Source organism: Enterococcus sp. AZ062, from assembly GCF_051715065.1.
In the GTDB taxonomy this organism is placed as follows: domain Bacteria; phylum Bacillota; class Bacilli; order Lactobacillales; family Enterococcaceae; genus Enterococcus_B; species Enterococcus_B mundtii.
In genome coordinates this window covers 1-26,534 of record NZ_JBIOTB010000003.1, presented here as the reverse complement: position 1 = coordinate 26,534, position 26,534 = coordinate 1, and the positions used below count along the sequence as shown (strand labels likewise).

The 26,534-nt window shown below is 33.6% G+C and carries 26 protein-coding genes; 3 read left to right on the top strand and 23 right to left on the bottom strand.

Annotated features, from left to right (window positions below; genetic code table 11):
• The 15 genes from IGJ00_RS15955 to IGJ00_RS15885 form a co-directional block, all read right to left on the bottom strand.
• The coding region (locus IGJ00_RS15955) for a conjugal transfer protein (protein ID WP_438844658.1) at positions 1–1,244 on the bottom strand (1,244 nt) is incomplete at its 3' end.
• A gap of 87 nt (positions 1,245–1,331) precedes the next feature.
• The gene (locus IGJ00_RS15950) at positions 1,332–1,565 is read right to left on the bottom strand and encodes a helix-turn-helix domain-containing protein (protein ID WP_023520789.1); all 234 of its coding nucleotides are present in this window, start codon (positions 1,563–1,565) and stop codon (positions 1,332–1,334) included.
• Positions 1,552–1,950, bottom strand: coding sequence for a hypothetical protein (locus tag IGJ00_RS15945; protein WP_023520788.1), 399 nt, complete (start codon positions 1,948–1,950; stop codon positions 1,552–1,554). Before IGJ00_RS15945 ends, IGJ00_RS15950 begins: the two co-directional genes overlap by 14 nt.
• Entirely contained in the window at positions 1,947–2,732 is a 786-nt protein-coding gene (locus IGJ00_RS15940; protein WP_438749140.1) for a class A sortase, read from the bottom strand. The genes IGJ00_RS15945 and IGJ00_RS15940 overlap by 4 nt, the downstream gene beginning before the upstream one ends.
• The gene (locus IGJ00_RS15935; protein ID WP_438749142.1) at positions 2,716–4,776 is read right to left on the bottom strand and encodes a hypothetical protein; all 2,061 of its coding nucleotides are present in this window, start codon (positions 4,774–4,776) and stop codon (positions 2,716–2,718) included. Before IGJ00_RS15935 ends, IGJ00_RS15940 begins: the two co-directional genes overlap by 17 nt.
• Positions 4,777–4,880: 104 nt before the next feature.
• The gene (locus IGJ00_RS15930) at positions 4,881–6,104 is read right to left on the bottom strand and encodes a replication initiation factor domain-containing protein (RefSeq protein WP_438844659.1); all 1,224 of its coding nucleotides are present in this window, start codon (positions 6,102–6,104) and stop codon (positions 4,881–4,883) included.
• Between the two features lie 376 nt (positions 6,105–6,480).
• A complete protein-coding gene (locus tag IGJ00_RS15925; protein ID WP_409173945.1) occupies positions 6,481–7,059 on the bottom strand; it encodes a hypothetical protein in 579 nt (192 codons plus the stop codon).
• A gap of 4 nt (positions 7,060–7,063) precedes the next feature.
• Positions 7,064–8,347: an FtsK/SpoIIIE domain-containing protein gene (locus IGJ00_RS15920; RefSeq protein ID WP_438844657.1), complete on the bottom strand. Its 1,284-nt coding sequence runs from the start codon at positions 8,345–8,347 to the stop codon at positions 7,064–7,066.
• A 158-nt stretch (positions 8,348–8,505) separates the two neighbouring features.
• Positions 8,506–8,907 carry a DUF961 family protein gene (locus IGJ00_RS15915; RefSeq protein WP_023520783.1) on the bottom strand — a complete coding sequence of 134 codons (402 nt, stop codon included), beginning with the start codon at positions 8,905–8,907 and terminating at the stop codon, positions 8,506–8,508.
• Positions 8,908–8,918: 11 nt separating this feature from the next.
• On the bottom strand, positions 8,919–9,239 hold the full coding sequence (locus IGJ00_RS15910) for a DUF961 family protein (RefSeq protein WP_023520782.1): 321 nt from the start codon (positions 9,237–9,239) through the stop codon (positions 8,919–8,921).
• A gap of 39 nt (positions 9,240–9,278) precedes the next feature.
• On the bottom strand, positions 9,279–9,707 hold the full coding sequence (locus IGJ00_RS15905; RefSeq protein ID WP_438749122.1) for a hypothetical protein: 429 nt from the start codon (positions 9,705–9,707) through the stop codon (positions 9,279–9,281).
• A gap of 1,103 nt (positions 9,708–10,810) precedes the next feature.
• The gene (locus tag IGJ00_RS15900; protein ID WP_219842351.1) at positions 10,811–10,897 is read right to left on the bottom strand and encodes a putative holin-like toxin; all 87 of its coding nucleotides are present in this window, start codon (positions 10,895–10,897) and stop codon (positions 10,811–10,813) included.
• 516 nt (positions 10,898–11,413) lie between these two features.
• Positions 11,414–11,737, bottom strand: a complete 324-nt coding sequence (locus tag IGJ00_RS15895) for an arsenic metallochaperone ArsD family protein (RefSeq protein ID WP_335884840.1) — start codon at positions 11,735–11,737, stop codon at positions 11,414–11,416.
• Positions 11,734–12,276 carry a hypothetical protein gene (locus IGJ00_RS15890; protein ID WP_438749124.1) on the bottom strand — a complete coding sequence of 181 codons (543 nt, stop codon included), beginning with the start codon at positions 12,274–12,276 and terminating at the stop codon, positions 11,734–11,736. Before IGJ00_RS15890 ends, IGJ00_RS15895 begins: the two co-directional genes overlap by 4 nt.
• Before the next feature lie 795 nt (positions 12,277–13,071).
• Positions 13,072–13,701 (bottom strand): hypothetical protein, encoded by a 630-nt coding sequence (locus IGJ00_RS15885; RefSeq protein WP_438749146.1) that lies wholly within the window; start codon positions 13,699–13,701, stop codon positions 13,072–13,074.
• A gap of 1,409 nt (positions 13,702–15,110) precedes the next feature.
• Between IGJ00_RS15885 and IGJ00_RS15880 the strand changes: the two genes are divergently transcribed.
• The 3 genes from IGJ00_RS15880 to IGJ00_RS15870 all read left to right on the top strand — a co-directional run bounded on the left by IGJ00_RS15880 (position 15,111) and on the right by IGJ00_RS15870 (position 17,682).
• Positions 15,111–16,025: a ParA family protein gene (locus IGJ00_RS15880; RefSeq protein WP_066026603.1), complete on the top strand. Its 915-nt coding sequence runs from the start codon at positions 15,111–15,113 to the stop codon at positions 16,023–16,025.
• Complete coding sequence (locus tag IGJ00_RS15875; RefSeq protein WP_066026602.1) at positions 16,025–16,399, top strand: hypothetical protein; 375 nt, start codon at positions 16,025–16,027, stop codon at positions 16,397–16,399. Before IGJ00_RS15880 ends, IGJ00_RS15875 begins: the two co-directional genes overlap by 1 nt.
• A gap of 566 nt (positions 16,400–16,965) precedes the next feature.
• Positions 16,966–17,682, top strand: coding sequence for a hypothetical protein (locus IGJ00_RS15870; protein ID WP_438749126.1), 717 nt, complete (start codon positions 16,966–16,968; stop codon positions 17,680–17,682).
• A gap of 1,116 nt (positions 17,683–18,798) precedes the next feature.
• Here the strand turns inward: IGJ00_RS15870 and IGJ00_RS15865 are convergent.
• The 8 genes from IGJ00_RS15865 to IGJ00_RS15830 form a co-directional block, all read right to left on the bottom strand.
• Positions 18,799–19,200, bottom strand: a complete 402-nt coding sequence (locus IGJ00_RS15865; protein ID WP_438749128.1) for a hypothetical protein — start codon at positions 19,198–19,200, stop codon at positions 18,799–18,801.
• 81 nt (positions 19,201–19,281) lie between these two features.
• Entirely contained in the window at positions 19,282–19,836 is a 555-nt protein-coding gene (locus tag IGJ00_RS15860; RefSeq protein WP_438749130.1) for an EF0163 family protein, read from the bottom strand.
• A gap of 21 nt (positions 19,837–19,857) precedes the next feature.
• Complete coding sequence (locus tag IGJ00_RS15855; protein WP_438749132.1) at positions 19,858–21,003, bottom strand: glucosaminidase domain-containing protein; 1,146 nt, start codon at positions 21,001–21,003, stop codon at positions 19,858–19,860.
• Positions 20,990–23,002: a CD3337/EF1877 family mobilome membrane protein gene (locus tag IGJ00_RS15850; RefSeq protein WP_438749134.1), complete on the bottom strand. Its 2,013-nt coding sequence runs from the start codon at positions 23,000–23,002 to the stop codon at positions 20,990–20,992. Before IGJ00_RS15850 ends, IGJ00_RS15855 begins: the two co-directional genes overlap by 14 nt.
• Before the next feature lie 11 nt (positions 23,003–23,013).
• A complete protein-coding gene (locus IGJ00_RS15845) occupies positions 23,014–25,518 on the bottom strand; it encodes an ATP-binding protein (protein ID WP_438725433.1) in 2,505 nt (834 codons plus the stop codon).
• Between the two features lie 33 nt (positions 25,519–25,551).
• Positions 25,552–25,947, bottom strand: coding sequence for a conjugal transfer protein (locus tag IGJ00_RS15840; RefSeq protein WP_023520792.1), 396 nt, complete (start codon positions 25,945–25,947; stop codon positions 25,552–25,554).
• 3 nt (positions 25,948–25,950) lie between these two features.
• Complete coding sequence (locus tag IGJ00_RS15835; RefSeq protein WP_023520791.1) at positions 25,951–26,226, bottom strand: TcpD family membrane protein; 276 nt, start codon at positions 26,224–26,226, stop codon at positions 25,951–25,953.
• Between the two features lies 1 nt (position 26,227).
• The coding region (locus IGJ00_RS15830) for a conjugal transfer protein (protein ID WP_438844656.1) at positions 26,228–26,534 on the bottom strand (307 nt) is incomplete at its 5' end.

Genomic DNA, 26,534 nt, shown 5'->3' with positions numbered 1-26,534 from the left:
TCTGTTAATTTGTTTCCTTCTTCTTCTACTTCAATACCGGAAAAGCCTGTTTTAAAACTTTCATTTTTAGAAATGGAAGGTAAAGAAACTAAACTAAATTTTCCGTTGTTTTCAACTAAATGCACGACATATACGGATTGATCTTTGACTTTTTCTTCTGCTTGTTCCGTCAAGGAAACAACTCGATACTTAGCATGAATGATTTTATCGGTCGTATCCACATCAATAAGTTCTGACGAAATAAACTCACGATTGACCGTACTACTCTCTAATTTTAATGAGACGTTATCCGCAAAATAAGATTTTAATGCTTCATTTCTAGTACTCATTTCTACACTATTTGTCGATAAAGGAATGTACGTTTCAAAAAATTCTTGCATATAAAAATTCATTCGATAAATGGACGAATAATTGGATTCATTTGAACCAGCGAATTCTTTAGGAAGTTGAGTAACACTCGCCTGTACCTTATCGACACGAGAACTTAACCCTAACGTACGTGTGAAACCAAGCACACTGATACTAACCAATAAAACTAAACTAGCTAAAAATAAACGATTAAATGTTTTAGCTTGCATTGGTTTTAAAGACTGTTTCCCAGTCTTATCTTTTTTAAAGAATTTTTTTGGCTTAGACTCTAATGCAACAGTGGAAAACTGTTCCTCATTTGATACATTCGAGTCGTTGTCAATTTCCTGTTTTTCTTCTGTTTCTTCTTTACCCTCATTCTCAGGAATCTTTTCCTGTTTCAGTACTTCCTGTTTTTCTGGTACTTCTGTTACTTCTTGTTCTTCCTGATCAATTTGACTTGTTAAAATCTTTCTATGAATAAAATCAATACGTTCAATTGCCTGTTGATTGTAATAATGCTCGCCTTCTTCATCAATCAATACAATTTCTCGTTCATTTACGTAATAAAATTCATTTAAAATTTGTTCACGTGAAATAGTTGAATCATACGCATAATATTCTTTTTCATAAATTTCATTATTTAACCGAACGGTAATTTTATAACTATCTGTCCGATCACCTTTCACAAGATAAATTTTCGACTCTTCTTTTTTAACGCTTGTTGGTGCTTCTAATTCTCTAAAATGCACTGGCTGTCGAGTTTCTTCCTCCTCTCTTCTTTCCTGTTCCGTTGCTTTTGTCTTTTTTTGCTGTAAAAAATGAGCTAATACATACCCAGCCACTCCAATAACTACAACAAGACAAACAATAAATAAAACTATTTGTAACGCCACATCAACACCCCTTTCTTTAAGTTTTGCTCATCTTGACCCACAATGGCTTTTGCTTCAATTCAGCTATTAGCCATTACTGTTTGGCTCTTATTCTGTGAAAAAATAATCTAGTGACACATCAAAAAAATTAGCAAGTTTTAACACACGTTTAACATTTGGTAACGTCGTTCCTGCTTCATAACTGCGAATGCTTGCCGTTGATACCCCAGCCAACAAAGCAATTTGTTCTACGACCAATTCACGTTCTTCTCTGATTTTTTTTAACTTTTTTGAGAAAAGCTCTGCTTTTAACTTGTCTTCCTCATAACTAAAACGAAACATGTTCTTTCTCCTTTTCTAAAAAACTGAATTTAGTCAAACGCTGTAGTAATTCTTTTCTGCTTACATTTTGGCAATAAATTTTAATTTCATTTGGTTCTGATTTACCAAAATATCGAACTTTGTAAAAATCATAACGATAACCTAATGAAAGTCCTGTTTCGCTGTACATTACTGTACCTTCAATCATCAAGCTAGTTGTCTTTGATAATTTTCGTTCATAAAGTACTGGCACCCTTGGCGTAAAGGGAAGATCATTGCGTTTTGTCCACTCACACACTTTTAAATAGTCTTCTCGATCTTTTGGAGTTGGACTGCTAACAAATGAACAAAATCCATACTTATTTTTTAAAATAGTATTTAAAGGTGGGCTAAACGACCGTTTCACTCTACCAATTCTCCTTGAACGATTACTCGATTATCTGTTGTTTGAACAGTTTGACAAGTAATTAGGGTAATCGTTGGTTTTCGAGTTAAATTTAATTTCTCTGTATTTCTGAAATCGACAACATCATTTGAAATCACTTGATAATGATAGGTTTTTCCTTGTTTATCTTTTAAATAGATATCCTCACCCTCTTTTAATTGATAAATAGACGTAAACATACTTCCTTCAACCCCCATGTTATGAGAAGCCAGTGCATAGTTTCCACGCCCCATTATCGGATTAGCTAATAAAGTTGTCGCTCCATAAAGCATTTTTTGATACGTTGTTCCTTCTAAAATAGATAATTTCAATTGAATCGTTGGGATTTCAATTTCACCAACTACTTGATCAGACATACCCTCACGATTACTTTGCGCATGATTAATTTCTTCAAGTGTTGGACGCTCCATTTCAGAAAAATCTTCATTACCTGCGGAATCAAGCTGACTTGTATTCGTCAATTTGGATTCTTTTGTCGGTGGTGTACTACTTTCCTTAGACGCAGTCTCGCTCTTCTTGCTTATCCCCGATTCAGTGATTTCTTCTTCATAAATAGAACTATCTGATAAATCGTTCCTTCGACTTTCTTCTATAAAGCTTGTATCACTCGGTTTAATTTCCCTTTCTTTTCCTGCTGAATGGTCAATACTGATATGAATGATAAAAAAAATCATATAAGAAAGAGCAATCAGACCGATTCCAATTGCTCCAAATAAATGTTTTTTTTTAGTTGTTTCTCTCATTCTTTTTACCTTTCACCAAAAAGACACCCATTAGACACAAGGCAGACACAAGACAGACTAAAACAGTTACCACTAATAATTGATTATTTCCATTATCAATAGCTGTTGGTGGTAAAATTTCAGGTTTTTCTTGTGGCACAATAACATTCACTTGATTCGTTGTTTTTTCTTCATCGCCAATTATTTGATAAGCGATATTCGGTACACGAATATTTCCCGAATCATCAACGTAACTTGAAAAGTCAACATCTGTCTTTACCGTTCCAGAGATAGTTAATCGATATTGCTTTCCTGCTAAAATAGAACCATCTTCAATTGACCATGTAGCTTTTTCCGCCTCTTTATCAATAAGCAAGTTCCCTTTCTCAGTAATATCTGTAAATTCGACCTGATCCCCTAGATCAGCGATTTCCATTTTGATTGATTTATCATCTAACATGAAAACATCTTCTAAATCATCATAAATAGAAACTGGCTTTCCAATCGAAGAATACGGTACACCTGTTGGATTAGAAATAACAAATTCAACAACTTCGCCTTGTTTCACTTGTGATACATCTACTTCTTTCCCATTGGAATCTTTAATTTTTTTAATTGGGTTATCATCTGGTGTCTCGCCAACTTTTGTTTGCGTTTGATTCGTTAATTTTTCTTGATTATTGATTACCGTTTTTGCTTGATTTGGAAAATAATACATCTTCTCTTCTTGATTAAAATATTTATCGAGATTCATTGCTTCACGAACGTTCGTATCAAAGCTAAATGTATACGTATGACCATAAAAATCTTGCGTATTCAAGGCTTCTTCTGTAGCTACAACATGTACTTTGTTTCCTTCAGATTGATCTTTAAAAAAGTTGGAACGATCTTCGCCAGATTCATCTACTACTTTGACCTCTGATATTCGTTCTAGTTCTGGTATAATTTCATCAATCATTTCAAACGAGCGGTGATAAAATTGTTCTAATTGCCCTGAAATGTTTTGAGTAATACTATAAGTGAATGTTTCATTCATTTGCGCTAATTGATTTTGTGTCACTTCTTTTTCATCAATATCCGTTACTGTTTTTTCAGGATTAGGATCATCAGATCTTGCAGGTTTAACCGCTGTATTCCCAAACCAACTCCACTCCCAATCATTATTGACTGGTAATTTATCGGTCGCATGGGCTGATCCAAAACTAACTGTAAATTTTGATAAATCTCTAAATAGCACTGTAAACATCGCATGAATGTCATAATCATCACTTCCTTGATTATTCACTTCTGCAAATGTCTTTGATTTGTCCTCATTTTCTGTTAAAACTAACCAGCACGTAGGATCTGCCAGAATACCTGTGGATTTATCTAACATATCACTATGCAACGTAATATATTGTGTCCAATCGATATCAGAAAAAGTATAAAAACCATCTAAATGAATAGGTTCATTTGTACCAGCTTTCAAGAACTCAATACTGAAAGTCGCTTCTTGAATCCTATTTTGATAAACCCCTACTTGATCTCTCGTATTAAAAGCAATTTGACCATCTGTTGGTACCTTTCCATCAGTCGTCTTTCCTTCCTTAAAATCCTCGATAATAAATCTGGCGTCCACTTCTTCCCCAAAAGCACTCACATTGCGATAGATAACCCCTGACTTTCCTTTTTGAACATCTTTTATTGGAATACTAACCGACCGATCCTTTTGTTCACCTTCTGGAGTCTTCATTTTTTCACTCCAAGAATCACCAATGGTTTCGACCGTTGTCTTCCCCTTAATAAACTGAACAAAAAAACTATAATCAGAAGAAATAACTGTATCATCTGTAACCACAGTAGTATTAGGATCATCAATTAATTTGTTTGAACCATTCGTCTTAGTAACTTGTCCTAACTGCTCTGAATTTAATTTCACGCTTTCTGATAAACTGCTTGAATCACTACTGCTTGTTTCTGTTGCCCAAGTATTCACACTACTCGTTGCAACACCAGCAACCGTTCCTACAAGCATCATGGCAACTGCCACATGCTTTTTCATATTACTTTTACTAAAGTTCTTCACGTCACGTCCTCATTCCTATTAAATTTGAAACAACTAAAAAGGACACGATTTCTTTCGCCTCCTCTAAATTTGTTACTATTTTTATCGATCGTGCTAATTCCATGTTAAGCGGAACAAATCATTTCTAAGATAGGTGTCGTTTGAACTTCTATCACATGTTGCTGTTTCTCACTTAATTCAATTTCATCGATAATTTCTTGAAATTCTTGTGTACCTTTAATCTCATCAATTTCTTGTATGATTTTAGCAGTAGCAGCTGCTGTCCGTTTAAACCAGTTCTTTGATCGTTCATACAGCTGTTCGTTTGGTTCAACAGCTAAACGCATTTTTTCAGCGTCCCCTAAGAAAATTTGCCATTTTCGGTTCACGCTCCAGTATTTTCTACTAACACCTGCTCTTCGATCAGTAAACAATAAATAATCTTTTATGATACCCAAGACAATATTTGCTAAATCTCCAGAACGCATGAACTCTTTTATCACCAACATTGCACGTTCGTTCTTAAATCGTAGTTCATAACGATTTTTTATTGGCACTTCTTCGACAGGAATCCCTAATTTCCGAGCTTGTTCGTAATTTTTTTGATAAAAAGTGATATAGAACTCACTTTTCTTCGATCCAAAATAAATACTTGTGCCTTCCTGTTTCTTTTCGGAAATACTTCCTGAGCCATTAAAATCAAATTTACGAAATCGTGAAATTAATTCTTGCCGAAACACCTTGTTTAAGAGCGTTGGTATACTTAAATATTCTTGATAATCATTGATTGCCAAATCAAGTCTTGTTACTCGGCAATTATATTCAAAACAGCAATAAAAAAAGTCGAACCACGTTCGACCTTGCGCTTCAAGAAAGGCTTCAAATTGACGACAACCTTGTCCTGATAGTTGAATTAATACACCACGTTCATCATTCTTCTTTGAATAGAGAACTTGGATATAATCTAATTGATAACCACCTATATAACCGTACAAATGTGAATCCACTTTGGCAAAATAAGCTTTCTCAATCTTTAACACATCTTTAAATATACCAGCAACATCATTTACAGGAAATGTGACTCTCAGATAATCAATAATACATTCTAACGGATCATGTCGATCTTGCATGGCAATATAGTCAAAAATTTTATTTAACGTTTCCTCAGAAACTCTCACTATATCACGCTCTAATTCACTGATAACCTGACGACTCACACCTATTTCCTTTGCAAACTCCGTTTGCGTCATACGAAACCTTATTCTTGAAGCTTTTACGCTTCTTCCTAAGTCATTTAATACTAAATTATCAATCGTTTCTCCCCCACTTAATTTAGTTGTCAAAATCACGATTTTTTTTCGAGAGTGTGCAACCAATGAAAAAGCTGTTATATCAGTCTTTAGAACCTCTGAAACTTGAATTTTACATCTCCACTACCCCCCTGTTAGAGTACGGGGGTCACAGCTTGACGAGCAAAGCTCGCCAAGCCTATTTTTCCCTATATTTTTGCTTGAATATGGCGCAAAACCAGCGCCTTTCACGAATTTGTAAGCTTACTGTTCAGTCCTCACACGAGGAGACCTCGTATTCGTCGTTGCGTTCAACGGTGGGCGCTAAAGCGCCCACCTCTCACAAGGAGACCTTGTTCGCTCCGCACAGTAAGCAACAACTTCGGAAAACTTTTCATCCCAGCAAAAATGGGAAAAATTCTTTTACGCTTTATTCCTATTTACTAACGTTCTGCAGAAAGAAATCTTCTGTTACTAGCTCTGTTTGAAATTTATTTTGGTTTCCACCCAAAAAAATTGTTCCATTCCCATTAGGATTTCCTAAAAAAATACGTGTTGCCATATTATCTTCTATAGGTTCCAAAAATGGCTGGCTTCCTTCACGTACACCAATAAGAAAAACGCCTACTTCTCTTCCTTTTAGCACAATATCCTTTATTATTTTCAATAAGCAATCATAAGATAATGGGTCTTTATTTTTTAAGAATAGCAATCCTGAATCTAGTTCATCTATCATAACAAAATAAGGCTTCATATCTAAATCAGAATAAGTTGCGCCAGAATTTCCCTCACTATATTCTCTAATATATTTATACCGCTCCTGAAACTTCTCTTGAGCTAAATAAAGGATTTCCGCAAATTCATTTTTATCAAAAGAAGCTGAAACAATGCCAACTTGTGATAAATAATCAGCCATTTTTTTCAACAGATAAGTTTTTCCTGTAGCTGTTCTTCCTGTAATTAGCATATGCGGATTACTTTCAAAATGCCAAACTAAATTTTCTTTATCCTCCATTTTACTATATACCACCTTCAATTTCTAATTCTTTTTCAAGTTGTCCTTTCTCAACTTCTGATAAACTTAATCGTGAATAATCTTCTTCAATCATGTTCGGTATTTTAGACAAAGCTTCTTTAAAATCAAAGCTTTTAGGAACTAATGGGGAATAAGCTTCCCTTGGCATTCCTCCATCACTAATATAGCCACGTCCACGTACTTCATTATTGAAGAAATTCTTATTTTCTCCAGCTTTCCCAAAAATCATTCGATAGCCGTTTCCTTCCAACTTACCAAGAGAAAGACGTAAATTAAATTGATCTCTTAATTTACCATCAATATCTTCTGTGTCAGGGCGTTGGGTTGCTAGAATAATAAAGACACCTGCTTGACGACCTTTTAGAATGATTTGAGTTAAGGGCTTCATGATTTCTTGACGTTTTTTAAAATCATCATTTACTTCTGCCATTAACGCACTCCACTCATCAGCAACCACAAAATAAGGTGCCATATCGTAGTACGTATAATCTGCTCCCCATTTATAATTCGAGTGTGTTTTCATATGCGCAAAACGATTGATCATTTCTGTTTCAGCGTCTTTTAAGCAACGTACAATTCGATCAACACCACTAAAAGCGTGATTCTTAAACGCTGGTAATTCGCCAATTGCTACTAAGTCTGCGTTTTTAGGATCGCAAATATACACTGTACCTATCTTTGATAAATGTAAAATGAGCGTAAACAAGAAAAAGGTTTTTCCCCCACCAGTACCTCCACCAATAAGCATATGTGGCATTTTGGCAAAATCCCAAGTAAAATCTTTCATGATTTGAACTGACGTCTTCGTTACTTTCACATCATTAATTGAAATACGATTCGTTCCCAACCCAATTAAAAGCTCATGTTGCGTAAAACCAAGCTCGCTTCTTGAATCAATTAGATCCGCAAAAAACATTTGTTCTAATACAGGACCAATTTTCAACATTTGTTCATGATACCTTTTACCGTCGGTTGGTACGGTAATTAACGTTGTAAACTTTTTATGTCGATAGTATAACTTAGGAAATTTAATTTTTTCTTGTGTTTTTCCATCAGTTCCTTTTTTTGTTTTTCGATCAACCCAATTACGACTAACAATCATTTGAGCTAACATTTGTCGGTGTAAAACTCGTACAAAAAATTTCCCTCGTACTTTTGAAGTTCTTCTTACACCTGCTAAAACAACAAAAATTAACGTAATTAAACCGACTAATTGGGCTGTTGGAAGTAATAAGACTTGATACTCAAATCTACTATTTGCAATCATCGGTTTTACAATAGGATAGATTTGAAAGTAACAAAAAAAGCCTACCCCAACTAAAAAAGGTAAAGCCATGAAAAACAAATAAAAGCGATAAATGTTTGTATGAATTTTTCTTATTTTAATCCCACGATACCGAATAAATTTAGAAATAGTAAATCCTCCTAATTATTTTGATTCTTTTTTGGATCTTTTGGAGTATTCGTCGTTCCAACTGGTTCAGTTGTTGGTTCATTCAATTTTTTGATATCTTCCGCAAACACTTGAATGTAGCTACTTGCAAAATTTCCATTTCCAAAACCCAGTAGATTAGTTGTCGGATTCACTAGTTTTACTTTATCACCAGCAACCAATTCACGTAATGGTGTTTCAACTGGCACAGTAATAATTTCTTCAGATAATTGTTTTCTAGCAATTACAACATAGCGTAGCGCTACTGGAATACGCTCACCTGTATCTTCATCTACTTCTGTTTTTGGTGACTTCATACGTAAAAAGGTCATGTCTCCAAACGTTTCATCTGCATCAATTTCCATGCCTGCATTCAATTCATTTCTTTTAGCCATTTATTTTCCCCCTACACAGTTCCTTTTTTAATACTTTGTGCAAATATACGCCAACCTGTAATCGCTCCGCTACCTGTACTCTCACTGATAGGTTCAACTCTGACATCTTCAATTGACACCACATCACCGAAAGCAAAGTCACTTAAATTCACACGAGTTGGAAAAATAACTTCAATTGCTTCTGACTGCTTAGAGCTTAGTAAACGACAATAGTTACCAACATGTTTACGAGCCTGTCCTGAACCTTGTGTATATTCTGCACCTTTAATTGGTTTTCCAACAAAAGACAATGTTCCAAATGTTTCTTGTGGTTTTATCTTTAAAAATTCCATGTATCGTCCTACTTTCTGATTCTTGTTTTACTGTATTTGTTAAGTAAACATTGTCTGACAATGTACCAGTTTTTCCTGTAACTCTTTTTTGGCTTCTTCAAAATAAAATTCCAAAAAATTATCGATCTTTCCGTCCAACAGTTTATGGCAATAAGAGATAGAATCCCTTTGATTGGTAAACTGCTGTTCTTCATATTCTTGCAAAGATTTTAAGTGAAGCTTTTCTGAAATTTGTTTTAAACGAATTATTGCTTCGTTATACTCTTGTTCCAATTTGTTTAAAGGATTTGATCCTTTCATTTCTGCTAATTGATCTCTACACTGATCAAAAAAACGGCTATAATCCGAAAAATAATTTCGAACTTTTTCTGTAAATAATTGATTAAAGTAATCTGTATTATACACTGCGCCTGCCTCACTTATATTTTGCCTTTTTTCTTGTGCTATCTTTTTTTCAGGAATCATCATGGCATTTCTGCTCCAACCGCACACCTGAAATACAGACACTTTGTCAGTCAAATACCCTTGCTTATTCTCACGAAATCACAAGTTCCATCTAGTATCATCAGCGCTCGCTTTAGCAAGCGTCTTAAGGATTTTATAAATGGTTCCTCAACCAACTACACAAATTAACTAAAACATGCTATAGTATAGTTTCCTAGGCTATGCTATGCACATTTATTAATGTGTATATGGAACAAGAAAGAAGCTATTACTGGATTTTTTCTTGTTCACTATTCAGTTGTCAAAGATCATTCGTTAATAATTGAGTTGATTGTGATAACCGTAAAAAAAAAACGAAAAAAAGAGTCAGTCGCCGTAATAGCAACTGACTCCTTTTTTCACCGTTAAAACGTTGGTTGCGCCGATAAATAACATGAATAAACAGACAATAGAATTTCTACGTCTCCTAAAAATTATATATAAAAATAAATATAATAATTATAAATCGTAGAACTATTAGCAAGACTGTGTTATCATATTACCGTTGTGGCGCAAGCCATAACAGTGAAGGAGCCTAGTGTCATTAGGTCTTGTGGCTTTCTGGCGTCGAAGGGTTACCAGCCCTGAGCCTTTAAGCCTTCCTTCATTTTTTTTTGTATCTACGTACACATAACTGACTGTGCTAAGTATCACAATCAACTCGCTTACGACTTTACCCTTAATTAAAATAATTGTCAAGTAAAATATCGGAATAAGCATATATGTAAAATTTAATCAATCAAATCTTACAAGTAAAAAGTTTAACATAACAAAACCAAATAAACAAACGCTTGTTCTTTTTTTATATCCAAAAAATCATAACCGTTGAGTTTGGAATCATAATCGTTATTTTATATTAAAATAAAATTAGAATTTTTTGTTTTCTATCATCGTGTTTTTATATTTGTGCGTTCAATACTGTAGTCCGCCTACTATATGTTTGCGAATATGATAATATTTTGCTATAATTAAATAATAAAAAGGAGCTATGCGTCAACATAGCCCCAATGTAGAACCGTTAAAAAGACGGTGACAGATATTAATTGTTTTTTCAAACCATCTAACGACCTGTCAAAGTGTTTAGATGGTTATTTTTTTTGGTCTTTATGGTCAATAATCAGCAAAACTAACGTCGCAAAAGCGATCATCAGTTGAATTGCTTCAAAAGTTGACACTTGCTTACTCCCTTCTAGGGATAAAGCTATGAACCATAGGCATCACCCCTTTTTCAAGAGACTAGCCACCATCTTTTCACTTCTCTACCTTTCAATTATATCATATTTGCTGATTTACTATTATTTTGCCATAATTGAATTTCCACATAGGAGCTATACGTCAACATAGCTCCTATGTGGAACCGTTAAAAAGACGGTGACAGTAATAAATAGTTTTTCTTTCAACCATCTAACTACCGGTCAAAGTGTTTAGATGGTTATTTTTTTGGTCTTTTTTAGATTGTGACGTACAAAAATATTAAGCATTTTATTTGTAATTAAAACTTTGTAAAAACATAAAAAAGAAGCCATTCTTTTGACGAACGACCTCTCCTTTGATTTGTATTATCCAAAACTATTATAGCACTTTATTTTCTACTGTGTCCTTCCACTGAAAAAAATTATGATCTAGCAACTAAGTAATTGGATCATCTGTCCAGATATTCCAGTGAACAAATATCAAGAATTTAAATCATATCAATCTTTTCTTTGAATAGACATCCCTATACCAGTAAGTTCAGATAACTCATCTAAACTTAAATAATTTCCAATTTTTACAATTTGTTTATCAATTTCAATGATTGGTAAACTTTTAATGTCTTCAGTTCTCAATAGCTCGAAAACTTTAGAATTTTCAATAAAAGGTATAATTGAGTCACTTAAAATAAACAAATTTGTTTCTAATTTTTTTACATTTGTACGATTATAAAACTCTTTTGTAGCAAAATCTTCATGTAACGATTTGAAAATAAATAGTTCTTCATCATCAACTTGATCAAACACATAATATGAAATTATCATTTTCCTATTGTCAATCCTCCTGCAGTACTTGAAACCGATCCAACACCAAAAGTATTGTATACCTGCATAGCCAATCTAACATTATAATAATTTCTTTTTCCAGTATACGTAAAATACATACCTCCGCTATAACCAGTCACATTATATAAATTTACTGTCTGTGTATATGATTGTACATTGCCTAAATTTAATCGTGTAGATATACGATACATTGGTGAATTTGGACTTGTTATAATATATTCTGTACGACCTTGAGTATTACTTATTTTTTTCGTTGAAGCTGTTAATCGTAACACATTTGCAGATAAACGTAATTTAGAATCTTGATCAGACACAGTTTCTGTAGTATAAAAAGTATCTCCACTATCAAATCCTTTAGACTTAAAATATTCTTGTTCATCTAACGTTAATTCATGGAATGGAATAGCTTGTTCTTGTGTCTGTAAATCAATCTCTTCACCATTTACTACCATACTTGACAATCCAAAACCAATAAAACCAAATAAAGAAATTAAAACTATAGTTAATACTTTTTTCATAATACGATTTCTCCTTTAAGTTTTCTCCAAATTAAACAACAACAAAATATCTTTAATATTCTCTAAACCTATTTTTTCAATTTTCTGAATTTTCAGTCTTAAACAGACAACAAATTTCTCCTAATTATAATCCATCGCTAACCCTCCTAAAATTTCCATAATGAGACTATAACATGACTGAAATAATTTTTAGCACAAATATCATAAAAAGCTATTTTAAACACATAATCGTTTTCCGTATGTTAGAAGAAACTAAAAAAACTTATGATTTTAAAAGTCAAAAAAAAAGCCGTTCTTTTAAAGAACGACCTCTCCTTTGATTTGTATTATCCAAAACTATCATAGCACTTTATTTTCTACTGTGTCCTTTTCCTGAAAAAATTTATGATTTATCAACTCATACACAGATTCATATTTGCTGATTTACTATTTTTTGCTATAATTGAATTAATAAATAGGAGCTATGCGTCAACATAGCTCCCATGTAGAACCGTTAAAAAGACGGTGACTGTTATAATACGGATTTAACCATCTACAACTGGTCAAAGTGCTAGATGGTTATTTTTTTTTGTCTTTATGGTCAATAATCAGCAAAACTAACGTCGCAAAAGCGATCATCAGTTGAATTGCTTAAAAAGTTGACACGTACTTACTCCCTTCTAGGGATAAAGCTATGAACCATAGGCATCACCCCTTTTTCAAGAGATTAGCCACCATCTTTTCACTTTTTTAATTATATAATATCTTACTCTTTTGGAGGAAAACTAAATTAAGTCCTATCTTCTTCTATTCTTATTATTGTCTGTCCCTTTCCAATAATTTCTTTTGTTGCGAAGATAACAACATTTCAATAAATTTCAAATCCCTTTCAAATTTCAATTCATAATATTGATTCTTAAAATAATTTTTGCGTAAGTTTATTTTAACCAGATTCCTAAAAGCAGACTTTTCATTATCATTTAAGTTACGATACAATTTTTGTAGACATATAGCTTGTTTTATAGAAATAGAATCTCTGTTTTTAATGTGATTAGTAATATCTTGTTCAAAACCTTTAGTATTGAATTTTTCATCCAAAATCTTAAATAAAATCTTCTCCCAATATTTTTCTTTATCACTTTTCAATCTTTCTTTAGAAACCACTAATCCTTCTGTATCTAGCAAATTATTTTCTGTAGTATTTAGTTCTGCAATAAATTTTTCTATGCATGAACTTCCTACAATCATCTCATTAAAATTATATTTATTTTTTATAGTGTATTCATATCTCAAATTTTCTTGTTCACATAATTCACAGGTGGATTCAGCAGTCTCAGTATCTTCTAATCCAACATAAATCCATTCTGTTTTAGCTTTAAAAAAATCTTTCTTCTCTCTACTTAAAGGCAATAAATTATTTTTTGCTCTATACAACCATGTAGACATCTCTTTCAAATTATCATCTCCCTATTTTAGAATACGAAAGCTTATATTTCTAAACTATATTCATTATTAATTTTAAAATATTTCGTTATTTAATGATTTAGTTTACATAATCTCGAATATACCAAGTATCAGCTCTATCAAGCCTTTTCTTCCCTGACTTTGTGAAATGAAATTGGTCTAGTTAAAAGTCACATAGTTTCATTGATTTTTACTTTACAAAAGTTTGTGAAATTCTTTAATTAATAAATAACCACTTTGTTATATTTAACCAACTTTTTAACATCTTTTCGCAGACAATCCCCCAAGTTAAGTTTTGAAATGAGCTTAGAATGCTCTTCCTGACTTCCATTAAACCACCTTAAACCAAAGAATACCAAACTTGCAAGTACTTCTAGCGGGCTAAAACCCGACTGTTATTCCTTTAATCCCCTTAATTGTGCTACCCAAAGGGTTGCTAAGGCAACCAGCGCTAAGGCGCATATTATATAATTTCTTAAAATCTTTCTCTTAAAACCATTTGTTCCGAAAAGCGAGCAAGTTTTTATACTTACCCTTCATTTCTTGCTATCAAGCTTCTATTCAAGGTTATTAAGAGTTCTTTATTCACTAAACAATGTAAAAAAGTTAGAATAATCGTTGCAATTCTGCACTCGGTAATTCTAACTGATTGTTGTGCGTTTTGGTGTTGGGCATAGTTGTACCCTAAGAAGGACATTTCAAAAAAAAATATGAAACATCGATCAGAGTACAACCTGCTAAAAGTCTAACGTCATGCCGACGCCTTGGAGCCACTAGTAACATCTCTCATGAGTTGGTGTTTTCACACATTGTCATTCCCTACGATCAAACAGCCCAATCGTAGCATTGAATGACAATTACCGATTCTTTCGGAATCCTGTTTGCCACCCTAGCCGTTAACGGTCGCCACCACCCTTAGGACACAAAGTCATGAGAGTAACCTTTGCTTATGTCCGCAACGCCATTTTATAGAATCGGCTGGCATATGACCTGTCCCTTTATTCCTAGTAAAAACTAGCAAGAGTTTGTCCTCTCTTGTCTTAAAAACTACCATTACAGCAAAAAATATGCTATAATACAACAAAATGGATATTGAGTTTAAAACTCTTTTGCTGGTCACGAACGCCAATTCGTGGGCAGTTTTTTTTATTCAATTAAATTCAAAAATAATTTTTTATATAAGTAATTTAACTTACACTAAAAAAGTTACCTTATTTTTATAATTTTGTAAAGGAAAAAACGAGACTCATTTATAAAATATAATTTATAAATTATATTTTATAAATTATATTTGACTTAAAAAAACCTTGTGGTAAAATGAATATTAGAGATATTTATAAAATATATTTTATAATTTATAAATTGCAATTTATATTTGGGAGGGTTCATTAATGGAATTAACTAAAGAAAATTTACAAATAGTCTATAACTACCGAAATGTAGTAAACAGACCACTAACCGTTACTGTAGCAAATTCTAAAGGCGGAGTTGGGAAAACTACTATTATAAGATACTTGAGTTATGTGTTAGCTAATATGGGATTTCGTGTATTGGTAGTAGACGCCGACCCTCAAGCCAATACAACTAAAACTATGTTACTAACAAAAAATTATCATTCTAAAGACGACGAGATATTTATAATAGAAAAAACTATGCTTGCTGGTATTGTCGAAAAAGACTTATCACAACTAGTTATACCAATTATTGACAATTTATTTTGTATTCCATCTCATGTCGATTTCAAAAATTTCCCTAAATATTTAAATAAATTATACGGCGACGCAATAGAAGGAATCGACGATAATTACATGGAAATTGAAAAAAATAGAATTTCTGTATTAAAAAATCTAATTGATCCAATAAAAAAAGACTATGATTTTGTTCTTATTGATACCCCACCAACAATGTCTGACTTTACAAAAAATGCTGCATTTGCTTCTGACTATATAATTATGGCATTTCAAACTCAATCGGATAGTCTCGACGGAGTAGAAGATTATCTAAATGAAGAAGTTGGTCCACTCGTTGAAAAATTTGGTTTAAAAACAGAAATCGTTGGTATCTTGCCTAACCAACTAAGCAAAGGAAGTATAGATAATACTGTAGTAGCAGACGCCATAGAAAAATTTGGTGAACAAAACCTATTTGATAATATTTTACCTTTTGTAAAACGAGTTCAATCTACACCAAGAACTGGTCTAAATATAGACACATATTGGGATAAATTAGCTTATGACGAAGTTTTCGTTCCCTTGGCACAAGATTTTATCAATCGAATTAAAATATTTGAAGGAGAAAACAAATAATGACAAATACAAAAATGGGATTTTTCTCAAACAAAGATAAACCCGATACATCATATAAAAAAATTCCTACACCAAAATCTTCTTTTAACGCAGATAACGAAGAACTTTTAGAACATGTTCAAGAAGAAGAAGACGTACTAAAAATAAATTCAAAATCTCTAGGGATTCCTGCTTCTGTTTGGTGTGAATTTATGGCTCTATTAGATACAACTACCGAAAATGATTATACTTATGAATTATTAGAAGAACTTATCCATGAAAAAACAGCTAGATTTACTCATGAACAACAAGTTTCTTACACACGATCACTTGAAAGAAAGAAAGAACAAGAACGTGAACGTATTATCAAAAAGCAAATGAAGAAAAGAAAATAAAAGGCATTATAAATTATATTTTATAATTTATAATTTATAAAAAGATAAATATGATAAAAGATAAATTATCATATTTATCTTTTTTTTCTTCAAAAAACATTTACACAAATGTAAATGTGTAAATGTCTTCAAATAGCATTGTAGCAAGGATTAATCAATATATGAATAAGTAAAGATTAGCCGATTTTCGTCTAATCTTTTTAAAATCAATTAAATTTCACTTCTTTTACTCATACTTCCCACTCCTTGTTTCCACTTGATCGCTTTTATGACCGTCCAATTCCGTATGTAACGATCAATAGCTGTTTGTTACAGTATCACAGCCAGTCGAAAATAAAAGGGTATATAAACAAGCAAGCTTGCCCTTGTATTTTCGACTGCCCATGATCCTTTCTCTGCACAGCAACCGATCGAAACATACTGGCGAAAATGAACAATCAAATCTAAAAGCGAAAGGAGCAGAATGAAACAAGTCATAGTATGAGTAAAAGAAGCGAACAGCTTCCCTCCCTCACACCAAACAAAAATGGTTGTTGTAAAAACTAAAAAGAAAAGAGAGAAAAACAATGAATAGACTAGATCAAGCACATAATAAATTAAACCGTATTCGTACAGAACAAGCAGATACTCAACAAGCAATTAGAAAAGAACACGATTTAATTCCATTCGGACAACCAAATATAATAGGGCGCCCAGATATTTATAAAACAGTCAAAAGAAAATACGAAAAATCAAGATATCTATTACAAGAAGAAGATAAACAAGAAAAACGTATTGAAATGCTCGAAAAAGTTGAAAAATTCAAAGAAAGCAATGAATTAATAAAAGATATTCATGTCGTTGGAAAAACTGGCTATGCAACGGTTGGCGTTAAAACAAGCGTAAATAATCTTGAATATTTTAAAAACCAGCTAAAAGAAATGGAAGAAAAAAACGAAGAAGCAAAAGCCTACAATAAAACAAAACCTAAAATAAAAATGAAAACGCTAGGCGCTGATATTACAAAGCTAAAAAAGAAAATTGCTTATCTGGAGCAAATGGAAGAAAGAGAAAAAAATCAGGTTTTAAGTGAACAAACAAAAGAATTAATAGACAATGGCGCAGTTGTCCAATGGAAGAAAAAGCCTATCTATTACTTTGTCAAAGGACTTAAAAAAGTAGCATTAGAAATTGACGAAAACGGTAATTTTATCATTTCCCCTCGCTATCCTGCGTATGACGAAAGCGACAAAGATTTTATAAACAACTTATTAAAAAGCACAAAAAAAGAAACCTTTTGTTAGGAACAAAAGATTTCTTTAAATAAAACCTATTCTATATTTAATAATACAATAAAAAGCACTGACTAACAATCATGTTAAACAGTGCTTTTTTATATAACGAACTTTAACGAGGCCTGGCATTCATTTTCATTCGTCTTTATAATCAAACGTCTATCATTTTTTTCGACTGCAGACGAACTATTTAAATCTAATGCCGAACAATAAACCTTGTTTCCCAAAAAAACTTTAAATAATTTTTGTCCCTATTTATCTTTTATCACTTTGAATACTTGAATACCGCATTATCTATTCTATTAAATCTATTGTTAAAGTAAAAAAGAACCTTCAACAACCATCTAATAGCTGTTAAAGGTTCTTTTTTATAAATAAATTTTTCAAAAAAAGTTCTACGGAAGTCATAATTAGAAATTTTACCCCATGTTAAAGACAGCCCCTTTTGTTAAAAAATTTGTGTTATAATGTTCTTAAGTTAGATATTAGTTCCAACTTCTTTTGATTACATAACGTATTTATATGATTAAAAAGAAGGAGCTGATTATATGAAAAATATTAAATTTATTTTATATGTATACTCTCGCTCTAAAAGGTTAGGAGAAAACATATGGAAATAGAAAGACTTTTCTTAGTAATTTCTTTACTAATGGACTTTCTTTCATTACCTCCAGAAAAAATGGTAATTACAACAATTCTCATGGGAATTGTTACCCTTTACTGGATCTATACAGATAAAAAAAACTCATTCAATTAAGAATGAGTTTCAGATAACCGACAATTAAACACTTGGTTTTCCCGCCACCGTTTAATTTGTCATTTGTAATTGGTTAGAAGCTAATCTAACATCTAACTTATGACTACGATGGTTGCACATCGTAGTCTTTTTTATTTTGATTAAATACATAACTTATATACTTATCTTATATACATATCTTAACATCTAATACACCAATTGTAAATGAAAGAAATATGTTTTATTGCAATTTATCAAATCGTCAATATAGTATTTAAATAGTAAAACATTACCTCAACATCCCACCTTCTTCTGCCCAAAGGAATTTGTCTCTATTAAATTTAAAAAGAACCTTTAACAACCATCTAATAGCTGTTAAAGGTTCTTCTTTAATCTGCAAATTGCCCTGATTTATAAACGACTTCATAATTCCCTGATTGTTTGTCATCATCAAACTGAGAATCAATCTGATAAAATTCTATTTTATCTTTAGATAAATTTACTTTATATTTGCTGTTAAGATCATTGGGTTCATCTTCGAATGGAACCAAGCTATCAACTAGATATAATTTAGTATCCGAATCATAATAAATTAGAAAACTAAAATCATCCTCTGTATAGCTAAATTTTTCTTCGCCTGACTCTAATCTATTATTAGAAATATTAGTATTTCTTTCAATAATTTTATCAATTACTTCTTGTGTTCCCTCATCTTTTGTTGAAGATCCTCCACAAGCACTTAATAACACTAACGCCATACCAGAAACCAACACTAACAACCATTTTCGCACAATATCCGACCTCATCTTTTTCTTTTAATTATAACAAACCTCAACCAAAATAACACACTTAATTAAATTATTCACATGCTCTCAGTATTTTTCTTTGAATACCTGTTCTTCAAAAGACTCAATTTTCTTCTCACTCGTGATTTGACAAATTAACACACTTTGAACCGTGACATTGTTTACTGTGGACTCACAAAAAATAGAATAATGTGCTGGGTCGTCCAAATTTTGATAAATTCCTTTGACAAAACCAACCGAATCATAAGCGACTTCAACCTCAATAGCCAGTCCGTTTTCTTCAATCATTTCTGGTGTTCCGTACTTTGCTAATGCTTTGTTTCGATCATTAATCGACTGAAAATTATAATAGGCTTTCGCAAATTCGTTTAAGACTTCTTTCTCTGACACTTCTTCTCCGCCACTCTCTCCATCAATTTCAGCTACAACGCTCGTATTAGTACTAGGAGAAGAGTCTAACGTTTCCTCGCTAGTCGATATTTCTGTTTGCGGACTATGATCAGTGTCATAAAAAAGGTCTTTCGAATCAGCTTTTATTTCATTCGATTTTTCAATACTACAACCACTCAAAAGAACAACTAATCCTAAAATAATAAGGCTAAAACTCGCAATTTTCTTCATAAACTTTCCTTTCTATTCGACTTATTTAGGTGGAATAACAATCGAGGAGATCGCTCCGGAATGATAAAATTCTCGATCTAACTTCGCACAGACCATCCCTAATTCCGTATTCTGTTCATAGGTTTGAATCCGACCGCCTTGTAACCCTCGGATAATGCCTGTATGTCCATACGTAGGATCGGCATTCCATGAACCTACTTGTCCACCTCTTGACCAGTTAATAATCGCACCCACCACTAATTGATCATAACTAGGATTTTTAATGACTTTCCAGCCGACAGCTGACCAGTCATAAGCAATGCCAATATCAGAAGCAGACTCTGTATTACCAATGACATGGCTTAACGTATAACGAGTCCCTGCACCTAAGCCACAACCATTTAAAATACCTGAATATTGGGCTGTTAGTCCATAGCACTGTCCATTCCCAACACGTTGTCCTAAAAGGTTTTCTAACTCTTTTAAGCCTTGCGATCCAGTTGCCTGCCCTGTTGGAAGACTAGGAGCCAAAGTTTGCCATTTTTTTATCGCAAACTCATCATAATTTGTTAAATGATTGGCTTCAATAATGGAGATACAACTAGTGAAATAAGGACTACTTTCAGTAATTCCTGCTGCGGCATAGCCACCCCGCCCTAAAATGAGTAAACACTCTCGTGGATCTTTATTCCCCACAACGGCATTAAAATTGGATTGACTAGCCAGCATAAAGCCATAATAACTAAAACTTGCTTTTACAGAAGGAAACTTCATGTACCAGCCCCCTTCTGAGCCATTCACACCTCGAGCGGAACCTTTAGGAAAAGGACAGCCGGCAAACCATGTAATACCAAAAAAATTATTATCTTCTTTAGCGGGCTGAGAAGTCCCCCATGCACTTTCATACGCCCACTGACTCATCACGACACTAGGTAACAAGCGATACTTGACCGCTGTTCCTACAGCGAACTGCGCCACTTCATCAGGGATATTCCCTGTGCCTGTTATTTCAGGAAATTCAGGTAATTCTTCGGTATATTCGCCTGTAAATCCGATCTCTTCCCCACCAGTTGAACCGACATCATCTAAAACACCACCAAAGAAAAAGATAAAGAAAAAAAGAAAGAGACAAGGGACAGCGACAATCCCTAGCCATTTCCATTTTCGATACTGTTTAACTGCTTTCATCTTCTGCTTCTTTCACATCTTCCATATGAATCATTACTTCTTCTTCCATTGTTAGCTGATCGTCGCTGGCTTCATGATTATCGGTTGAATGTTCAGGAGAAATAATCGGTTGATCTGTCTGATTGTTTTCTAAATCGGACGAATCTGTTACTTGATTTTCAGAAGGAGTCGGTGACTCATTGGAAACGACTGTAGAAGGTTCGACATTCTCGATAGATACAGACTCTTTGTCATCTATTTCTTCTATCACCTCACGCTCTTTGATTTCAGAAGGCGTTAGGTCATCAAGTGATTCCTCCTCAAGTTCTCCCTCTTCTGGCTCTATTTCTAAAGGTTCCACTTCAGATTCTTGCTCAAAATCATCAGCTATTTCAGGTAGTTCGCTTAACTCGTCTTCATCAAACGCTTCGTCGTAGTCGTCATACTCTTCTGGAAGGTCAAGTGCCTCATAATCTTCCTCAAATTCATTTTCCTCCGCCCAATCTTGTTCTGGTATACCAAGCGAATCTTCCTCAAGTTCTTCTAGTTCTGACGGCTCTTCTTCGTATTCAAAAGTCTCTGAATTTTCTTCCTCATCTGACTCCATCATGGTTGGGGCTTCCTCCGTCAACCGATCATTCGACGTATGATCCTCCTGATCAGAATTGGAGTCGGAATCCTCAAACCCTTCAATTAACGACCGTCCAACCTCATCAGAATTCATAGTTGATTGACGCCCAGTTAAATGATTCGCATTGTTTCCTTCCCCTTCTGACTCTGTCTCTGGATCTTCTGTTTCTGCTATTTTGTCTTCCGTTAACCCCTTCTCTCGGTCGCTTGTGTGTAATCCTGAATCAGGGATCGTCACATTTCCAGTGATACGACCACCAGTTACAAAGGATAAGATTTTTCCTGAATTTTTATAAAGTAGTGTAATAACAATAATTTTAACGATTAACGCTAAAATACACGTGACAATATCGACGGTTCCAGCCATACGAATAATCGAATAGTCAATCAATGTCATAATAAAATAAAAGATAAACAAACCTAAAGAAATAAAGGCGCCACCTAAAAAGACCGCTAAAATCTTTCCTAACGCATTGAACAAGGAATTGCCAAATTGTGGGATCATACTTAACATGGAAACAATTGGCAGTAAGAATAACATACAAAAAATCAATAATTTTAGTAGGAATTTCGTGACCGCAATCAATAAAAAGACCCCGCCCACAAAAATATTATTCACTAAGGAAAAAATGGAAATAAATAATTTATCCCAAATACTATCAGGTGTCAGATAAACATTTTCTTCACTTGCTTTTTTCACTAATCCATTAATATCTTCTATTTTTTTTTCTTTCTTGTCTCCAGCGACTTCATTTTCTTTATACAAGAATTTTTCCTGTTCTTCGGTAATTTGGACGGTTCCAAAATTGATCATAGAATAGGGTTGTTCGATCGCCATCGTAAAATAGGCTTCTCTAATGCGATCTACGGACGATTGTTCTCCCACATTTATCGTCTCTTTCGCAATCTCACCATTTTCTCCAAACGTTGGTACTTTGACCGCTTTAACAAGTTGCGTTTCAAAATCATCGGCTAAATGGTTAATGTCTTTCATATACTGTTCGCCATTGCTATAGATCACTGAGTTAATCCCAATAATACAAAAAAGTAAAAACATTTTCTTTAGCGCTTCATTCGGATTTTTGAACATAAATACACAAAAGATTGAAAAAATTGCCACTAAGAAAATTAATATCCCAACAGAACTAAACAATGAATTATACATGGCAATTATGGTTGTAAAAACCGAGCCGATTGTTTGATCAAACACATCATTCGATAAAAAAATCTGTAACCCCAAATCAAATACACGATAAATCCACGCATTCGCAGTCAAAATAAAATTGATCAAACCGTTCATTGCTTGATAGAACGTTTCACTGGCGCTAAACCAAAAAGAACCTTTTGTGTACAGTAAGGAACGATATGAATTAAGTGCATAATTTCCCATGTCATTCCTCCTTAACTAAACCGTTGTTCGGCATTTGAGCCACTGGTTTCTTTGACTGTTTGGAACAATTGAAGCATTTCTGGGAAAAGAGCATGTACACTGATTTTTTGCACATTTCCATAAGGATCAAGCATTAAGCACTGTCCTTTTTTCATACCAGATAACCACTCTTTATTTTTTTCTGAAACAGTCACCCCGACATGTTCCAAAATTTTATCTTCTTCTTTTGGTTCATTGAAAGCAAAAATAGTACCAAAATTTCCATGATCGTCTTCTTGATTCACATCTGCAACTGACTGTGTAGAATAGATCAACATATTATTTTGTGACCGACCAACACGTTTCATTGCATTCAAGACTTTTCGACCGACAGGTGACGTATTGAACAGCCATGCTTCTTCAAACACTTCAAACGTTTCTTCCTCTTCATTCATGGCACCGAATCGTTCACAAAACTTACCTAATGGCACCATTAACGCTAAGCTACTTTTTTCTGCCGTCGTATAAAATCGTGGATCATCTGTTTCTTTTGGTACAGATAAACCCAAAACGCCTACAATTGTAATTCGATTAGTAAAACTTAACCCCTCCGTGTTTCCATTACTAAAACCTAAACGCAAGACACTACCAGCTACTTTTTCAGCTAATAGATCCCCTACTTGTTTCACTTCTTTTTCTTCATGTCCTTGAAGCTTTTCAATCACATTCATCATACCTACACGATTACCTTGCGCTCGTTCTTCAATGGTTAAACGGATATTACGTGAAACTTCTGTTTGTGCTAAACGACTATCATCTAAATTGATAATTTGATAAATCATTGCTTCTGCGGTATCTTTTGCGTCTGTTCCTTTCAAAAACACAATAGGATCAAGAACGCCCCAGTTTTCTTCTTTGTCAGGATCAAGTGCGACTAAATGAAAAGACCGAACGAGACGATAAAGATAGGGATATTTCTTTTGATTTTCCTTTTTGGCTAGGAAAGCCTTAATTTGTTTATTTTTTTCTGTCTTCGGATCAATAAATAACCCTTTGACGTCTAACATTGCCATATACATGAATAATAAACTGACTAAGAAGGATTTTCCTTGTCCAGTTTCACCAGTAACGACTTGGTGTAATGAAGCAGTTTTCATTGCCTCATTATATTTATTGGCGACAAAAGGATTAGATAAAATAATATTACGACTTCCTCGAATCGCACTTTGCAGTGTACTGGCAGGTGTTAAATGGGGATCAACACGCCCTAAATACCAACCAGTATGATAGCCAACACGTTGATTGATCGCTAATAAATTTTCGCAAAACCCTGCTACAGTCGTTGTTTGAACCCATTTTTTATCCGCTGTTTTTAAGCTCTCACCCATCATAAACTTGTAAAATAAATAAACTTGTTGGAATTGCGCACGAGAAATCTTGATTTTGCGTGCTTTGAATAAAGAAATAATCATTCCTACACGTTTTCGACACTCTTTCTCATCTTTGGCATATACGACAATTCCGCCTAACCAATCGACAATTTCTTTTTCAGCGTTTAATTGCTCTTGCAAGTTTCCAACAACTTTACGACTATCTGAAATTTCCCGACCTTCTGCATTTCCTACTGCTCGACTCTCTCGAACCACATTCTTTAAACGTAAAGAAGATCGATTCGCCTTCCCTTCCATGCCTAAAGCGCCTTTAGTTTGCGTGAAATTCAATTTAAATCGAAGTTCCACCGGAAATGGCAAGGTCTGTACAATCTCCGCTACGTGCATGTAAGAGACTTCTAAAGGGGTATCAGAAATAGGCAACAACGCAATCGCGCTCTCACCTTCAATACTTTTTAATTTCAATACACCTGCTCGACTGCTTGGATCAATTTCAGAATCAGTAATATTTTCCAATGTATCATTGGCATACTCTTCTTCTAATGTATGAGGCATATTCCGAATAAAATTCAATCGGTTCAAATAATTCATTTCTTCTTCATTTAATGGTTTTCCTTGAAACAAATTCATTTTCCGTCTGATTAATAATTCAGCTTCTCGATAAGCTAGAAATTCTTTTTCGCCAACAACAACATCATACCCAAGTTGTGTCACCACATTGGTGCGGAATTTTTCATACGTTTTTTTCATTCCGTCTTTAAATGAATCAATCAATTCATTGGATTTCAACGGAACCCCAATAATCCAATCATAGGTATAAATCAATCCCATTTCATGTTCCAAGCGTTTAATCGTATTTTTTGCATAGTATCTTGCTACCTCTGGTAAATCCTTACAAAACGAATCTGACAATTCTTCAAATCGTTCTTCTAATGTCATATCTTTTGGTACCATAAAAATATCGACATTCCCACTTTCCTTTAGCTCACCTATCAAGTGTCGAAATTTTGCCTTTACTTCTTCTTTCTTTTTATCTGCTGTCACTGGCATACTGACAGATTGAATACGATAATATGCCCATATTTCATTATCTTTTGTATACATCATATTCTCGTATACATGCTTTAATGGTATTGCTAATTTCACAAGATCCCTCCAAAAAAGCTAGGAGAATTTCTCCTAGCCCATTTTTTCAAATTGTATTTTTTCATCTACTTCTGCTCGATACTTTTTATCCTGATAAATTCTTTTAGGAATTAACTTATATTGAAGAATATAGCTCACAGAATCCCATAGATAATGATAAATTTTCAAACCGTCTGGCTCAACGCTATCGTACATCATCGTGACACTGATTGGGATCAACGCATAACAAGCTAAATCAAGCCCCGGTATCACACGTAACATGATCATCAGCGGTTTAAATATGGTAAAAAGAGAAAGCAGTGTTAAGGCAAACACCGCAATCTTTGTTACTTTTATCGGATTTTCTAATGAGAATTTTTTTGTCAATTTTTGTACCATATAAGGAACATTAAGTGCTTTTTTATAGTTATATAGATTCTTACGTTTCATGGCTTATCCACCAAAGATTGGTTTAAATAAATGACCGATAGAATCGAAGATAACTGCTGGATCACTGGCTAAGAACCAAATAAATGCCCCTACAACAACGGTTGATACCATCATGCCAATCTTTTGCTTAAAGATAAAGTAACAACATAAGGCTAATACAATAATCCCTAATGCTGTTTTCATTTCTCCAGTAAACCATGTTTGTGTGCCACTTAGCGTTGGTTTGGCTGCTGCTAGATAAAAACTCGTTGATAAATTTACAAAACTGGTTGATAACATATTAATTTAGTCCTCCTAAATAATGATTCATTTTTATAATTTTGTATTGATCGCCTTCTTTTGAAATTTCAAAAGAGAAGTCTTCTTGGTGTAATGCACTTGTGGCATTTTCTTTAAAGGTCGCTCGAACATAGCCATGAATCGAACCTTCTGACTCATAGTATTCAGAAGTATCAATCGATTCTAAAGTATACGCTTCGCCCATCGATTCCACATCGTTCATCATGTATTCAAGTTCTGCCTCTGTTCCACTCGCATATTTTTTTAAAAATAATTCGCAAAAATCATTTACATTTGTATGATCAGTA

What these genes read in the sequence shown, in the direction of transcription:
- IGJ00_RS15950 (WP_023520789.1), bottom strand. Translation starts at nt 1,565, where the DNA reads ATGTTTCGTTTTAGTTATGAGGAAGACAAGTTAAAAGCAGAGCTTTTC.
- IGJ00_RS15940 (WP_438749140.1), bottom strand. Translation starts at nt 2,732, where the DNA reads ATGAGAGAAACAACTAAAAAAAAACATTTATTTGGAGCAATTGGAATC.
- IGJ00_RS15925 (WP_409173945.1), bottom strand. Translation starts at nt 7,059, where the DNA reads ATGGAGGATAAAGAAAATTTAGTTTGGCATTTTGAAAGTAATCCGCAT.
- IGJ00_RS15920 (WP_438844657.1), bottom strand. Translation starts at nt 8,347, where the DNA reads ATGATTGCAAATAGTAGATTTGAGTATCAAGTCTTATTACTTCCAACA.
- IGJ00_RS15915 (WP_023520783.1), bottom strand. Translation starts at nt 8,907, where the DNA reads ATGGCTAAAAGAAATGAATTGAATGCAGGCATGGAAATTGATGCAGAT.
- IGJ00_RS15910 (WP_023520782.1), bottom strand. Translation starts at nt 9,239, where the DNA reads ATGGAATTTTTAAAGATAAAACCACAAGAAACATTTGGAACATTGTCT.
- IGJ00_RS15905 (WP_438749122.1), bottom strand. Translation starts at nt 9,707, where the DNA reads ATGATGATTCCTGAAAAAAAGATAGCACAAGAAAAAAGGCAAAATATA.
- IGJ00_RS15895 (WP_335884840.1), bottom strand. Translation starts at nt 11,737, where the DNA reads ATGATAATTTCATATTATGTGTTTGATCAAGTTGATGATGAAGAACTA.
- IGJ00_RS15890 (WP_438749124.1), bottom strand. Translation starts at nt 12,276, where the DNA reads ATGAAAAAAGTATTAACTATAGTTTTAATTTCTTTATTTGGTTTTATT.
- IGJ00_RS15885 (WP_438749146.1), bottom strand. Translation starts at nt 13,701, where the DNA reads ATGTCTACATGGTTGTATAGAGCAAAAAATAATTTATTGCCTTTAAGT.
- IGJ00_RS15880 (WP_066026603.1), top strand. Translation starts at nt 15,111, where the DNA reads ATGGAATTAACTAAAGAAAATTTACAAATAGTCTATAACTACCGAAAT.
- IGJ00_RS15875 (WP_066026602.1), top strand. Translation starts at nt 16,025, where the DNA reads ATGACAAATACAAAAATGGGATTTTTCTCAAACAAAGATAAACCCGAT.
- IGJ00_RS15870 (WP_438749126.1), top strand. Translation starts at nt 16,966, where the DNA reads ATGAATAGACTAGATCAAGCACATAATAAATTAAACCGTATTCGTACA.
- IGJ00_RS15860 (WP_438749130.1), bottom strand. Translation starts at nt 19,836, where the DNA reads ATGAAGAAAATTGCGAGTTTTAGCCTTATTATTTTAGGATTAGTTGTT.
- IGJ00_RS15855 (WP_438749132.1), bottom strand. Translation starts at nt 21,003, where the DNA reads ATGAAAGCAGTTAAACAGTATCGAAAATGGAAATGGCTAGGGATTGTC.
- IGJ00_RS15850 (WP_438749134.1), bottom strand. Translation starts at nt 23,002, where the DNA reads ATGGGAAATTATGCACTTAATTCATATCGTTCCTTACTGTACACAAAA.
- IGJ00_RS15840 (WP_023520792.1), bottom strand. Translation starts at nt 25,947, where the DNA reads ATGAAACGTAAGAATCTATATAACTATAAAAAAGCACTTAATGTTCCT.
- IGJ00_RS15835 (WP_023520791.1), bottom strand. Translation starts at nt 26,226, where the DNA reads ATGTTATCAACCAGTTTTGTAAATTTATCAACGAGTTTTTATCTAGCA.